Origin of the sequence: Silanimonas sp., assembly GCF_027531545.1 — a bacterium.
Taxonomy (GTDB): domain Bacteria; phylum Pseudomonadota; class Gammaproteobacteria; order Xanthomonadales; family Xanthomonadaceae; genus Silanimonas.
In genome coordinates this window covers 443,160-456,391 of sequence record NZ_JAPZSC010000001.1, presented here as the reverse complement: position 1 = coordinate 456,391, position 13,232 = coordinate 443,160, and the positions used below count along the sequence as shown (strand labels likewise).

The 13,232-nt window shown below is 70.5% G+C and carries 14 protein-coding genes; 5 read left to right on the top strand and 9 right to left on the bottom strand.

Annotated elements, in window-relative coordinates:
• Nucleotides 1-96 precede the first annotated feature (96 nt).
• The 5 genes from O9280_RS02050 to O9280_RS02030 form a co-directional block, all read right to left on the bottom strand.
• Entirely contained in the window at nt 97-1,389 is a 1,293-nt protein-coding gene (locus O9280_RS02050; protein WP_298338133.1) for an RDD family protein, read from the bottom strand.
• A complete protein-coding gene (locus O9280_RS02045) occupies nt 1,389-2,438 on the bottom strand; it encodes an RDD family protein (protein ID WP_298338131.1) in 1,050 nt (349 codons plus the stop codon). The genes O9280_RS02050 and O9280_RS02045 overlap by 1 nt, the downstream gene beginning before the upstream one ends.
• A 122-nt stretch (nt 2,439-2,560) precedes the next feature.
• Nucleotides 2,561-3,034: a DUF494 family protein gene (locus O9280_RS02040; RefSeq protein WP_298338128.1), complete on the bottom strand. Its 474-nt coding sequence runs from the start codon at nt 3,032-3,034 to the stop codon at nt 2,561-2,563.
• Between the two features lie 6 nt (nt 3,035-3,040).
• Entirely contained in the window at nt 3,041-4,237 is a 1,197-nt protein-coding gene (dprA, locus tag O9280_RS02035) for a DNA-processing protein DprA (RefSeq protein WP_298338127.1), read from the bottom strand.
• 61 nt (nt 4,238-4,298) lie between these two features.
• Nucleotides 4,299-5,420, bottom strand: a complete 1,122-nt coding sequence (locus tag O9280_RS02030; protein ID WP_298338124.1) for a LysM peptidoglycan-binding domain-containing protein — start codon at nt 5,418-5,420, stop codon at nt 4,299-4,301.
• 153 nt (nt 5,421-5,573) lie between these two features.
• Here O9280_RS02030 and def point away from each other — a divergent pair, with 153 nt between their 5' ends.
• From def to rsmB, 3 genes are read left to right on the top strand one after another with little or no spacing between them, the layout of a single operon-like run.
• Nucleotides 5,574-6,077 (top strand): peptide deformylase, encoded by a 504-nt coding sequence (gene def / locus O9280_RS02025; protein WP_298338122.1) that lies wholly within the window; start codon nt 5,574-5,576, stop codon nt 6,075-6,077.
• A 5-nt stretch (nt 6,078-6,082) separates the two neighbouring features.
• On the top strand, nt 6,083-7,024 hold the full coding sequence (fmt, locus tag O9280_RS02020) for a methionyl-tRNA formyltransferase (protein WP_298338365.1): 942 nt from the start codon (nt 6,083-6,085) through the stop codon (nt 7,022-7,024).
• A complete protein-coding gene (rsmB, locus tag O9280_RS02015; protein ID WP_298338120.1) occupies nt 7,021-8,346 on the top strand; it encodes a 16S rRNA (cytosine(967)-C(5))-methyltransferase RsmB in 1,326 nt (441 codons plus the stop codon). Before fmt ends, rsmB begins: the two co-directional genes overlap by 4 nt.
• Before the next feature lie 4 nt (nt 8,347-8,350).
• Here rsmB and O9280_RS02010 read toward each other — a convergent pair whose 3' ends face one another.
• From O9280_RS02010 to O9280_RS02000, 3 genes are read right to left on the bottom strand one after another with little or no spacing between them, the layout of a single operon-like run.
• Nucleotides 8,351-9,670, bottom strand: a complete 1,320-nt coding sequence (locus O9280_RS02010; RefSeq protein ID WP_298338119.1) for a sensor histidine kinase — start codon at nt 9,668-9,670, stop codon at nt 8,351-8,353.
• Nucleotides 9,667-10,329 (bottom strand): response regulator transcription factor, encoded by a 663-nt coding sequence (locus O9280_RS02005; protein ID WP_298338117.1) that lies wholly within the window; start codon nt 10,327-10,329, stop codon nt 9,667-9,669. Before O9280_RS02005 ends, O9280_RS02010 begins: the two co-directional genes overlap by 4 nt.
• Nucleotides 10,329-10,637 (bottom strand): PepSY domain-containing protein, encoded by a 309-nt coding sequence (locus O9280_RS02000; protein WP_298338116.1) that lies wholly within the window; start codon nt 10,635-10,637, stop codon nt 10,329-10,331. The genes O9280_RS02005 and O9280_RS02000 overlap by 1 nt, the downstream gene beginning before the upstream one ends.
• Before the next feature lie 117 nt (nt 10,638-10,754).
• Here O9280_RS02000 and O9280_RS01995 point away from each other — a divergent pair, with 117 nt between their 5' ends.
• The gene (locus tag O9280_RS01995) at nt 10,755-11,201 is read left to right on the top strand and encodes a PepSY domain-containing protein (RefSeq protein ID WP_298338114.1); all 447 of its coding nucleotides are present in this window, start codon (nt 10,755-10,757) and stop codon (nt 11,199-11,201) included.
• A gap of 37 nt (nt 11,202-11,238) precedes the next feature.
• Here the strand turns inward: O9280_RS01995 and O9280_RS01990 are convergent, their stop codons facing one another.
• Nucleotides 11,239-12,015 carry a glycosyltransferase family 2 protein gene (locus O9280_RS01990; protein WP_298338112.1) on the bottom strand — a complete coding sequence of 259 codons (777 nt, stop codon included), beginning with the start codon at nt 12,013-12,015 and terminating at the stop codon, nt 11,239-11,241.
• A gap of 53 nt (nt 12,016-12,068) precedes the next feature.
• Between O9280_RS01990 and O9280_RS01985 the strand changes: the two genes are divergently transcribed.
• Nucleotides 12,069-13,202 carry a glycosyltransferase gene (locus tag O9280_RS01985; protein ID WP_298338110.1) on the top strand — a complete coding sequence of 378 codons (1,134 nt, stop codon included), beginning with the start codon at nt 12,069-12,071 and terminating at the stop codon, nt 13,200-13,202.
• Nucleotides 13,203-13,232 lie beyond the last annotated feature (30 nt).

Genomic DNA, 13,232 nt, shown 5'->3' with positions numbered 1-13,232 from the left:
CCGCGCGCGGAAGGCCGCGCGAAGGGGCGAAAGCCCGCCATGCGGCGGGCTTTCCTTTTTTCATTAGGGCCACCGTGGCGGCGGCGGTGTCAAGTTTCAGCCTCGGCAGCCGGCCGGCAGGAGCCGGTCCTCCATGCTGCCGCCGCAGTCCCAGCCGCCCTCGCCGTCGTGGGAGAACCACAGGTATTCGCCATCGAAAGGGCCCGCCTGGGCGCCGCCCAGGGTGAAGCGGACGCTGCATTGGCCCGCGTCGATCTCGCCGAGCTCGGTGGCCTGTACGAGAGGGCTGGAAGGCTCGACGAGCCCGGCTTCCTCGAGGGTGGCCGGGCAGCGGTCGGTCGCCAGCACGAACTCGTCGACGGCGAGCGTCATGTTGCGCCCCTCGGACACGACTTGGGCGATCTTCGCCCGCTGCGTGTAGTCCTGGTAGGCCGGCAGCGAGATCGCCGCGAGAATGCCCACGAAGACCACCAGGCCCAGCAACAGACCGCCGACCAGGATGGCGATTCCGCAGCCGCCAAGGCCGCGCTGCTGCCGCTCCGGGTTCGCCGTGTAGGCCCATTGGTCGACCACGCGGGTGCTGGCCACCATGTCATGCAGGGCGAGCTTGCGGTCGGTGAAGGCCGCCATCAGGAAGCCGATGTAGAACGTCAGGTAGGACAGTGCCGCGGCGAACCAGCGCCCGGTGGAGCGCGCCAGCGTGATGCGGTGGCCGTCCTGGTCGACCACCTTGATGCCCAGCACGCGCTTGCCCGGAGTGGCCTGCCAGGCCGAGCCCGTGAACACGATGTGGTACGCGCCCTGCATCAGGATCGGCAGCACGTAGAACCCGATTACGAAGACCCACAGCAGCGGGCCTTCGGGGAGGCCGCCGCTCGCGCTCGACTGGAACATCGTGGCGATGCCACCGATGCCGAAGCCCAGCACGATCAACATCAGGAAGATGATCGCGTACATCGCGATGCCGAGAACGAAGCTGTCGACGATGAACGCGGCGAATCGACGCAAGAACCCGGCGTCGACGATGTCCTCGTCATCGATGGTTCCGATGGCCGAGGCATCGCGCGAGCTGGCCGCGTAGGCCTGCGCCATGGCGGCATCGGCGGCCGGAGCGCGCGGCGTTTCGGCGGTGACCACGCTTGCAGCGGGCGCCGCCGGCGGTTCCGGCATCGCGGGCGTCGGCGTCGGGGTTTGCACCTCGGTGGCGAGCACGATGCCGAGTTCTCCAGCCACCGACTCGAGCGGCTGCCACTGCGGCATGCCGTTCTGCCAGACCAGGCTGCGGCGCTGCAGTTCTCCGGCCTCGAAGCGACGGCGGATCTCGTCGGCCGCCATCGGGCCCAGGCGCTCACGCGCTGCGTTGACGCAGTACCAGGTGGGCGAGGACATCAGTTCCATCCTCCCGAGCCGAGGGCGGCCAGGAAGAACAGCGTCGCACCGACGATGCCGAGGATCAGGAGACCCCAGAGCACCAGCACGACGATGGCGCAGCCGCCGAGTTCTTCGGTCTGGCGTTCGGGGGAATCGGTGAAGGCCCACCGATCAACCACCACCGTGTCGCAGATGAGGTCGTGCAGCGCCTGACGCTTCTCGGTGAACAGCGGCAACAGGTATGACAGGCCGAGGGTGAAGATGTTCAGCCAGTTGGCGAAATAGCGGCCGACGCTGCGGGCGAAGCTGATGCGCTCGCCATCCGGGCGCGCGATCTTGATCCCCACGAGCTGCTTGCCGGGCGAGGCCTGCTGGTCCGAGGTGTAGAAGTAGCCGAAGTAGGCGATGCCGATGGCGACGCCGATGAGTTGGCTCGCCAACTGCAGCAACGCGGACCCCGCGCCCGTGCTATCGCCGAGTGCGCCGAGGCTGATGCCGGCGACGAGCGCGATCGGCATCTGCACGACCACGGTGATGATGCCGACGATGAAGCTGTCGATGATGCTGGCCGCAACCCGCTTCAAGAAGCTGGCATAGAGCACGTGGCCGTCAGCGGCGAAGCCGGCCCGCGCCTGCGGATCCGCACCGACCTGCGCGGCGTAGGCGTGCTGCACGGCCGCATCGGGATAGGCGCTGGCGGGCGCGACTCGCTTCGGTTCCGACAGCGGCGAGGCGGCGCCGACATCGGCGAGGCGCGGTTCGGAGCGCAGCAGGCGGGTCGCCTCGGTGTCCGCGGTCGGTGCCGGGGCCGGGCTGTCCATGCGGGGCGCGGCGGGCGGCGCGGGCGGCGGGGAGGGCGTTGCCGGTGCTGGCGCAGCGGCGGGGAGCGTGATGCCGAGCTCCCCGGCCATTGCTTCGAGCGCCTGCCACTGCGGCATGCCCTGGCGCCAGACGAGGGTCCGCGCGTTCACCGCACCGGCGGCGGCCAGTTCGCGGATCGTCGCCGCGGGGACCGGCCCCTGGCGCTGCCGATCGGCGTTCACGTAGTACCACGGGGCCGTTTCCATGCCCGGACTCCAAGATTTGAGGGGGATGGCCGCACGCGGCGGCGTCCGGGGAAGGATGCCCGTGAACGGCAGGTCAATGGAAGCCGAGCCCGCACCGCCGGCGCGGGCAATGGCGCCGCCCGTCAGTGTGTCGGCGCGGGTTCGTCGCCGAACATCAGGTTCTCCATCCAGGCGTAGGCGGCCTCGGCGCCCGGCTGGTTGAAGAGCACCATCAGCACGACCCACTTCAGGTCGTCGAGGTCGATGTCGTCCTGGTCGAGCGCCATCGCGCGGTCCACCGCCAGCTCGCGCTGCTCGGCATTCAGCACGCCCGACTGCTCGAGGAACATCAGGAAACCGACGCCTTCGACATCGAGTTTTGCGTACTCGGGGGCGGTGTACAGGCGCACCGGCCCGTCGAAGCGGGCGCTGGCGACGGCGGGACGCTGTTCGGCCAGCGCATCCAGCCATTCGAAGGCCTTGTGGATCTCGGCCGGGCTGAACCCGGCTTCGAGCAGGCCGTTCTGGAGCGAGTCGCGGTCTCGGACGAGGTCGGCGTCGTCGCTGAAATAGTGTTCGAAGAGATAGAGCAGTACGTCGAGGATCGATTCTTTCATCACACCCTAGCGCCTGCGCTGCAAACCAGCGCGTGTGTGAGGGGCGGAGCCGCGGGGGATGTACACCCCGTGCTGCTGCGTGAGACGACCATCCAACTCCATGGCCAGCAGGATGGGGGCGAGGGTGGCCGTCGTCAATCCCGCGCGTTGGAGCAGTTCATCGAAGCCCGCGCCGTCCGGGCCGAGCGCCTGCCACACCCGTTCGTCGTCGACGCTGGCGAAGGGCAGGGACGCTGTTGTCGCCGATGGTGAAGGGCGTGGCCCGCGCAGTGCCGAGCGCAGGCGGCCGATGGCTGCCCCGGTGCCAGTGGCCAGCGCCTCGATCACCTGGGCCGGATCGTCGGCGAGGGTGGCACCGTCGCGGATCAGCCGGTGGCAACCACGCGCCTTGAGGTTTTCGGGCGCGCCGGGCAAGGCGAACACCTCGCGGCCGGTCTCCGCCGCGAGCCGGGCGGTGATCAGCGCCCCGGAGCGCTGCGCGGCTTCGACCACCACGGTGGCGAGCGACAGCCCGGCGATGATCCGGTTGCGGCTGGGGAAATGCTCGGGCCGCGCCTCGGCCCCCGGCGGGTGCTCGGTGACGACGGCGCCTTGCCGGGCCACGTCGGATTGCAACCGGCGGTGCGCGGCGGGGAAGCAGCGGTCCGGGCCGGTGGCGATGACGGCAATCGTTCCGGGTTCGTCCATCGTCGAGGCATGCGCCGCGGCATCCACGCCGGCGGCCAGCCCGCTGGTGACGACATAACCGGCGTCGGCGAAGGCGCGCGCCCAGCGGGCCGCGCGCTCCCGGCCAGCGGGTGTCGGCGCGCGGCTGCCCACCACGGCGACCTGCGGCCACCACAGGCGCTCGGCCGCACCGTGCACGAACAGCGCGGTCGGCGGGTTAGCCATCTCGCGCAACAGGCTCGGGTAGTCCGCGTCGAACCAGCCCAGCATCGTGTGCGCCGGGTCGGCCTCGAGCCAGGCCCGCACACCGAGCACGTAGGCATCGGCCTCCGGGCCGAAGGCGGCTTCGCGGGCCCCGATCGGCGCACCCGCCGCCAGCCAGTCGGCCACGGGGGCGGCCAGCAGGCGTCCCGGGGTCCGCCCGGCGTCGTCCGCCCCTTCGGGCGCGCGGGGTTCGCTGGGGCGCAGCGCCTCGCGCAGCCAACCGGCATTGCCGGCGGCGTAGTGGAGGCGAAGGAAGGCATCGACGGTGTCCATGCCCGGAACGATGAAGGCGCCCGGAGGCGCCTTCAGTCGGAAAACCCTGCGATGCCGGGTCTTACTGCGCCGCGTCGGGCGCCTTCAGCTTGTCGCCAACCTGGGTGTGACGAATTCCCTCCATCACCATGGCGTAGCTCACGCGGTCGAAGGTGCGGAACACCATCACGCGGCCGTTGAACTCGTCGGGCAGTTGCACCTTGTCCACCGAGGCGGAGATGCGGTTCGCGTTCATCACGTCGTCCGGCACGGCCTGTCCGGGGCGCCAGGTCGAGAACACGGTGCCGTTCTTGACGCCGTCGGCAATGCCGACGGAGAGCGCGATCACCGACTTCGGGCCGCCCGACAGGCCGGCGTCGGCGATGCCAATCACCGCGGCATGGTCCGGGATGGAGGTCGGCGCCTGCGGCAGGAAGCCGTCGTCGTAGGGCTGGGCTTCGGCCGGCACAGCGCGGTCGCCCGGGCGGACGTCACCGGTGCCGTCGACCAGCAGTGCCAGCGCCACCTCGCCCTGGACCTGGGTGATGCGCGCGAGGCTCTGGCGGGTCAGTTCGTAGCCGAGGCTCTCGCCGCGGGCCAGGTCGCGACCCCACGCGCTGCGCACGTCGCGATAGGTCTCGTCTCCGCGGAAATCCAGCTCGGTCGGGATCGTGTTGGTGATTCGACGCGAGGCCGGCAGGCGGAAGTGGTGCGTCGGGCGCACCAGCATGATCGTGTCGCCCACCGAGGCGCCCTCGAGGCCGCGCACGTAGGCGATCTGACCGTCCCCGCCGCGCAGGTGGCCCTCTTCGATGCTGACGACGTGCGGCAGGTCCTCGAACTCGGCCACGACCGATGCCTGGCGCAGGAAGGCCTCGATTTCGGTCAGCGGGACGGTGGTGATGGCCGGCTCCGAGCGCGGCCCGGCCTGCGTCGTCTGCACGACGGCACGGCCGTCGAGGTAGGCGAGGCTGATGACGTCGCCCGGGTAGATCCGGTGCGGGTTCTCGATCTGCGGATTCGCCTGCCAGATTTCCGGCCACAGCCAAGGCTTCGACAGGAAGCGGCCGGCGATGTCCCACAGCGTGTCGCCGCGTTGCACCGTATACGTGGTCGGATGCCCTTCGCGCATCTCGATGGCAGCGGCGTAGGACGCCACCGTCAGCAGCGCGGCTGCGGTGACTGCACAAAGCCGTTTAAACATGGCCGCTATCCCCCTGATTTTCCGCAAGGTTAACACTTGTCACTATAGACCAGATCATCCGCGGCATTGCAATCGGCCAGCGCCGGTTGGGGTGCGGCCGCTAAACTGTGCGGCCAGCGGGCCCGGCCCGCGCCCCTTGCCGAACCCCTCGCCATGGCCCTGCTGCCGATCCTCCGCTTCCCCGATCCCCGCCTCCGCACCGTCGCCAAGCCGGTCGAGCACGTCGACGACGCCCTGCGGGCGCTCATCGACGACATGTTCCAGACCATGTACGACGAGCCGGGCATCGGCCTCGCCGCCACCCAGATCGACCAGCACATCCGCCTGATCGTCATGGACGTCTCGGACGACAAGTCGAACAAGAAGGTGCTGATCAACCCGGAGATCGTCGCCTCCAGCGGCGTGCAGAACTGCAAGGAAGGCTGCCTGTCGGTGCCGACCGTGTTCGCCGAGGTGAAGCGCGCCGAGACGGTGACCGTGCGTGCGCTGGACCGCGATGGCCAGCCCTACGAGTTCACCTGCAGCGGCCTCGAGGCCGTCTGCGTGCAGCATGAGATGGACCACCTCGACGGCAAGGTGTTCGTCGACTACCTGACGCCGCTCAAGCGCGAGATGGCGATGAAGAAGCTCGCCAAGCTGGCCAAGGCCGAGGGCTGATGGCCCTGCGGATCGTGTTCGCGGGCACGCCGGAGTTCAGCGTGCCCTGCCTCGACGCCGCCGCCGCCCGCGGCGAAGTCGTCGCGGTGTACACCCAGCCTGATCGCCCCGCCGGCCGCGGCCGCGCGTTGGCCGAGTCGCCGGTGAAGCAGCGGGCGAAGCAGCTGGGCATCGACGTCTACCAGCCGGCCACGCTGCGTGATGCCGACGCCCAAGCGCAGTTGCGCGAATTGAAGCCCGATCTTTTGGTGGTGGTGGCCTACGGGCTGATCCTGCCGCAGGCGGTGCTCGACATCCCGACCCACGGCTGCTGGAACGTGCATGCCTCGTTGCTGCCGCGCTGGCGCGGCGCCGCGCCGATCCAGCGCGCGATCGAGGCGGGGGATGCCGAAACCGGCGTCGACTTGATGCGGATGGAAAAGGGCCTCGACACCGGGCCACTGATGCTCCGGCTCACCACGCCGATCACCGACACCGACACCGGCGGCACGCTGCATGACCGCCTTTCGGCGCTCGGTGCGGAAGTGCTCGGTGATGGCCTGAAGCTGCTGCGCGCCGGCATGGTGCCGGTGGCCACGCCGCAGCCTGCCGAGGGGGCCACCTACGCCCACAAGCTCGACAAGGCCGAGGCGAAGCTCGACTGGTCGCTGTCGGCCGATGCGCTGGCGCGCAAGGTCCGGGCCTTCCACCCGTGGCCGATCGCCGAATGCGAACTCGCCGGCGAGCGCCTGCGCGTGCATGGCGCGGTGCCGCTCTCCGACGCCGCCGCACGGGCGCTGGGCGCCGGGCGGCATGCGCCCGGCACGCTCATGGCGGGCACCCGCGAAGGCCTCACCGTCGCCTGCGGCGAAGGCGCGCTGCGCCTCACCCACGTGCAGCGCGAAGGCGGCAAGCCGCAGCCGGTGGCGGATTTCCTCAACGCGCGGCCGCAGTTGAAGACCGCATGAGCACCCTGGGCCCCGGCGCCGCGCTGCGCGCCGAGGCGGCGCGTGTGCTCGTCGCCGTGCTGGACGACGGCCGCTCGCTGAAGGCGGTGCTTTCGGCGGCCCTGCCGAAGATCGCCGACCCGCGCGACCGTGGACTGCTCGAGGCCATCGTCTTCGCGGCCCTTCGCCACGAGCGGCGCTACACCTTCGTGCTTTCGCGCTGGCTCACACGGCCGTTGCCGGTGGGCACGGCGAAGGATCGTGCCGTGGCGCGCCTGCTGCTGGTCGGGCTCGCGCAACTCGATGCGCTCGGCATGGCGCCCCATGCGGCCGTCGGCGCGACGGTCGACGCGGTCAAGCAGCTCGGCCGCGAAGGCCTGGCGGGCCTGTTCAACGCCGTGCTGCGCAAAGCCACGCGCGAGACGTGGTCGGTCCCGGATTCGCGCGCAGTTTGGATGAGTCACCCCGATTGGATGGTGCGGCGCTTCGAGGCCGATTGGCCGGAGCGCGTCGATGCTTTGCTGGAAGCGAACAACACCGAGGCCCCCCTGTGGTTGCGCGCTAATGCGCCAAACGTCGGCCGGGAGGCGCTGGCCGCACGTTGGTCCGAGGCCGGGATCGCCAGCGAGCCCGGCCCGGCCCGCGACAGCCTGCGTGTCTTCGAACGCGCGAACCCGACGCAACTGCCGGGATTCGATGACGGCGCCTTCCATGTGCAGGACCTTGCCGCGCAACTGGCCGTCGAGGCCCTTGGCCCGTTGCAGGGCCAACGCGTTCTGGATGCCTGCGCGGCGCCCGGTGGCAAGACGCTGGGGCTGCTATCGGCCGTCGGCGACGGGGGCGAGGTGCTGGCGCTCGACGTCGATGCGAAGCGTCTGGAGCGTGTGCGCTCGCTGGTGCAGGCCGTGGGCCCATCCAACGCGCGCTTCGAGGCCCGCGCCGCCGATGCGGCCAACGTCGAGTCGTGGCACGACGGCCGAATGTTCGATGCGATCCTGCTCGACGCGCCGTGCTCCGCGACCGGCATCCTGCGGCGGCAGCCCGACATCAAGGCGCATCGCCGCGAGGACGACGTCGCCGTGCTGGCCGCGACGCAGGCGCGCCTGCTCGATGCGCTTTGGCCGCTGCTGGCACCGGGCGGTCGACTGCTCTATGCCACCTGTTCGGTGCTGCGCGAAGAGAACGACCGGCAGGTCGAGGCTTTCCTCGCGCGGCATGCCGATGCGCAGCTTCTACCGCTCGATGCGCGCTTCGGCCACGACACCGGTCACGGCACGCAGCGCTTCCCGGGCGAGGACGGTGGCGATGGCTTCTTCTACGCCCTTCTCGGGCCGGCCAGCTGAGGCCTCAGCCACCACGCCACACCGGCAGCCGCAGGTTGGCCTGCAAACCACCGAGAGCACTGCGGTGGAAGTCCAGTTCGCCACCGTAGCTTTCTGCGATATCCCTGCTGATCGACACGCCCAGGCCGGTGCCGGGTGTGCTCTCGTCGAACCGCAGGCCCCGTTCGCCCAAGCGGGCGAGCGCGGCGTCGTCGAGGCCCGCACCATCGTCGTCGAGGATCAATCGCACCGCACCGGCCTCCATGCGCCGCGTGACGCGAACCTCGCGCCGCGCGGCGCGAAGCGCGTTGTCCAGCAGGTTGCCGAGCATCTCCTGCAGGTCGCTTGCCTCGCAGGCCACCTCGAAGACATCGGTCGCCGGCGGCGCGTGGATCGTTTTCGAGGGATGCAGGCGCTCGAGAAGTGCGACCAGCCGATCCAGCTCCGCACCCGCGTCGCAGTGCGCCTTGCGCCGCCGCGCGTCGGCCGAGGCGCGGGCGAGGTGGCGATCGACGATGCCGTCGATGCGCGCCAGTGCCTCGCTTTGGGCGGTGTCCCCCGCAGGGACAAGGGTGCGCAGTAGGGCCAGCGGCGTCTTGAGAGCGTGTGCGAGGTCGCCGGCGCGTTTGCGGCCGCTCTCGGCCAAGCGCCGGTTCTGTTCGATGACCGGGTTGAGTTCAGCCACCACCGCGTCGAGTTCGCTCACCGGCAAGCGATCCAGCGCTTCGCGTCGACCGGCGGCCAGTTCGGCGACCTGTTCGCTGAATCGGCGCAGGGGAGCGAGGCCCAGACGGAGCTGCAGGCCGATGGTGGCCAAGGCGAGCAGGGCGAGGCCGATGGCGGCAAGCCATGACAAACGCACGAAATCGCCCACTTCTGCGTCGATTTCGGCCCGCGGGCCTGTCAGCAGCACGGTGATCGGCGAGGATCGCCCGGGCAGTTCGATGCGACGAACCACGGCGCGCAGTGGCGCTTCGTCGCCGAGCATGAGGTCGACATGGCTTGTGCGCCCATCCGTCCGAGGCTGCGTCATCGGGAGTTCGCGATCCCACAGCGAGCGCGAGCGCAAGCGGACGCCGGCCTCGTCGACGACCTGCCAGTGCCAGCCCGAGCCGACGCTGTCGAAGGCCGCCTGGCCGGTGGGGCGGCGCACGACGACGCGGCCGTCGGGCATGGCTTCGAGGCCGCCGACCAGTGCGTCCAGCGTGCGGCCCAAGCGGGCGTCGAAGGCGCGCTCGACCGTGTCCCTGAAGGCCCATTGCAGCAGCAGCAGGCCGACCACCACGATGGCCAGCAGCGGCACCGCGGACGCCAGCCAAAGCCGACGCTGCAGGCTGGCGCTCATGCCTCGGCAAGCCGGAAGCCGAGCCCGCGCTCGGTGTGCAGCAGCTTGTGCGGTGCGATCTTCTTGCGGATCCGACCGATCTGCACGTCGATCACGTTCGAGTCGAGGTCGAAGTCGCGATCGTACAGGTGCTCGGCGAGTTCGTTGCGCGGCACGGTGCGGCCGGCATGGTGGGCGAGGAAGGCGAGCAGGCGGTACTCGCCGGCGGTGAGCACGAGGCCGCGCCCGTCCACGCGGAACCGGTTGGCCAGGGTGTCGAGTTCCAGTGGGCCGACCCTGATCACGGACGACGCGTGGCCGCTGGCGCGGCGGATCAGCGCCTTCAGGCGCAGCACCACCTCGTCGATCTCGAACGGCTTCGTCAGGTAGTCGTCGGCGCCGGCGCCGAAGCCGGCGAGTTTGTCGTTCCAGCGGTTGCGTGCAGTGAGCACGAGCACGGGGAAGTTGCGTCCAGCCTCTCGCCAAGCCTGCAGCACCGAGATGCCGTCGCGCCTTGGCAGGCCGAGGTCGAGGACGGCCGCGTCGAAGGGCTCCTCGGTGCCAAGCCACAGCGCCTCGTCGCCATCGGCGCAGGCATCCACCACCCAGCCCTCGGCGGCGAGGGCGTCGCGAACGGCCTCGCGCAGCGGCGCATCATCTTCGACAAGCAGCAGGCGCATCAGTCGTCCTCGAGGATCGCAGCGCTCAGCGCGTCGACCTCGAGCTCGCGCACGCGGCCGTCGGTGTCGATGAATTCCAGTTCATAGACCCAGCGGCCATCCTCGCGGTCGAACTCGACTTCGATCAGGCGCTCACCCTCGCGCAGCGGCAGGCGCGCGAGGAGCTCGTCGAGCGGCAGCGCTTCGCCGCGCAGCACGGCCGCGCGGGCACGTTCGTGGTCCGCATCGTCGTCGCCAAGGACGGGAGCGGGCAGCACGAGCAGCGCGATCAGCGCGAGGGCAGGAAGGAGAGGAGCGGCGCGAGGCATGGCGCCCATGGTGCCCGGTGCGATTAAACCGTTGGTGAAAAACCACATCAGAGGCGATTGCAGAGGCGGGCGTCAATCTGGCCCCGTTCCATCCCAACACCCCAACGGAGAACCCCCATGAAGACCCTCACCCTCGCTGCCACTCTCGCCCTGTCCCTCGCTGTCGCTGTTCCGGTCGTGCAGGCCCAGGCGGCCGCCGCGCCGATCGGCCTCGAGCAGGCGACCCGCATCGCCCAGCAGGCCGGCTACGGCGCCGTGCGTGGCGCTGAGCTCGACGAAGGCGTGTGGGAAGTGCTCGCGAGCGGCGCCGATGGCGCCCGCGTCACCGTCCATATCGACGCCGCGAGCGGCGAGATCCTGTCGCCGGCCCAGCCGGGCCAGCGCCAGCTCAGCATCGACGAGGTGATGAAGCGCCTCGCCGCGGCCGGCTACACCGAGGTCAAGGAACTGGAGCGCGACGACGGCTTCTGGGTCGCCGAGGTCCGCACGTCGATGGGGTTCGAGCGCGACGTGCGCGTGCACCCGATCACCGGGGCCGTCGACGCCGAGCGTTGGAACGACTGATCGTCCCGCACGGCGCCGTCTGGCTTGCCGGGCGGCCTCAGGCGGAAGGCTGTGGGCTCGAGAGGGCTCGCAGCCTTTCGTATTTCAGGGCCGCGTAGCGTGCGTGCAAGGCGTGGAAGCGCCACGCACCGGGGCCATCGAGCAGTCCGCCGCGCAGCAGCAGGTTCTTGAGCAGATACGCGGCCGCTGCGGCCATGCCCCGGCCTCGGCCAGCGCGCTTGCCGCGCGCGGCGCGTTCCTCGGCCCAGAGCCCTGCGTAGCGCTGCAGCTTCGCCCAATACTCGGCTTCCGAACGCGCGGTGTCGTGCTCCATGCGAACGTCCGACACCCGGAGGCGCAGGCCGTCGGTGATGAAACGTTCGTGGACCGGGCTTTCCTCGTGGCGGCAGTGCGCCCGGAACAACCGGTGCACCGGCTCGCGCGCGAAGCTGCCGAAGCGCATCACCGTCCCGAGGAAGTGCGTGCGCCTGGGCAGCGTGAACACATCGGCCGTGTCCGGCGCGCCCGATGCGAACAGCGCGCGCAGCGCCGCCTGCGCGTCGGGCTCCAGCCATTCGTCGGCGTCCAGCAGCAGCACCCAAGGCTGGGTGGCCTGCTCGATCGCGAGGTTCTTCTGGCGGCCGAAGCCGAGCCACGGCTGGTCGACCACTCGGGCCCCGAGGCGGCGGGCCAGCTCGGGCGTGCCGTCGGTGGACTGCGAATCCACCACCGTCACGTCACGGCAGACGGCCAGCATCGAGCGCAGGCAGCGCTCGATGCGGTCGGCCTCGTTGAAGGTAATGACGACGCCGGACAGGGGCAGGGGATCAGCCATGCCGGTATTGTAGGCGCCGATTCCGTTACCGCCGACGCGTGTCGCGCTCCCCGATGCCCTCTTCCGACGCGATCCCGAGCCCGGCAGCGCGCCCCTTGCGCGTCATGCACTTCGTCACCGGTGGGTTCTCCGGCGGCGCCACCCAGGTGGCGATCGCGCTGGTGAACGCGGCGCGCACCGAGCCCGGCTTCGAGCCCCTCCTGGTGCTGCGGAAGAAGCGCCGCACGCCGCCGGAGCGCCTTGCCGAACTGGACGCCGCGGGCACGCCGTTCCGCGTGGTGCCGGGTTGGTCGCACGCGGCCACGATCTGGGCGCTGGTGCGGCTGTGCCGCGAGTTCCAGCCCGACGTGCTGTTCTGCCACGGCTTCTCGGAACACCTTTGGGGGCGATACGCCGGCCTGCTCGCCAAGGTGCCGCACCTCGTGCACGTCGAGCACAACACGCGTGAGCGCTACACGCGTTGGCGGCTGGCGCAATCACGCTGGTTGGCGAAGCGCACGGCGCGCATCGTCGGCTGCTCGGAGGGTGTGCGGGACGTGCTGTTGGCGCAGGGCATGCCCGCCGAGCGCACCGTCGCGATCCCCAACGGCATCCGCCTCGAGCCCTTCGCTGCCGCCGATTCCGTGGACTTCGCCTCGCGCGTGCCCGGCATCGTCATGGTGGCGCGCTTTGCCAAGCAGAAGGACCACGCCACCCTGCTGCGCGCCGTGGCACTCCTTCGCGAACGCGGCCTGACGCCACCGGTGCAGTTCGCTGGCGGCGGCAAGTCCCTGCATCGCGCGCCGCTCGAGCGGCTGGCCAAGGACCTGGGCATCGCCTCGCAGGTGGCCTTCCTCGGCGTGGTGCGCGACGTGCCGGCGCGATTGATGGCGCATCGCATCGCTTGCCTGTCGACGCACTACGAGGGCATGCCGCTCGCCCTCATCGAAGGCATGGCCGCCGGTTGCGCCGCCGTGGCCAGCGCGGTGCCGGGTGTGCGGGAGGTGCTGCGCGACGGCAAGGACGGCCGGCTGGTGCCCGAGGGCGACGCCGTCGCCCTCGCCGATGCGCTGGAGGCGCTGTTGCGCGATCCGGGAGAGGCGGAGCGGCTGGCTGCGGCCGGCCGGGCCCGTGCCGTCGCCGAGTTCAGCCGGGAACGCATGAACCGCGATTACGCGGCGCTCTGTCGCGCTCTCGTCGGCGTATGATCCGCCCGCAACGACGAGGTGCGGGGAACG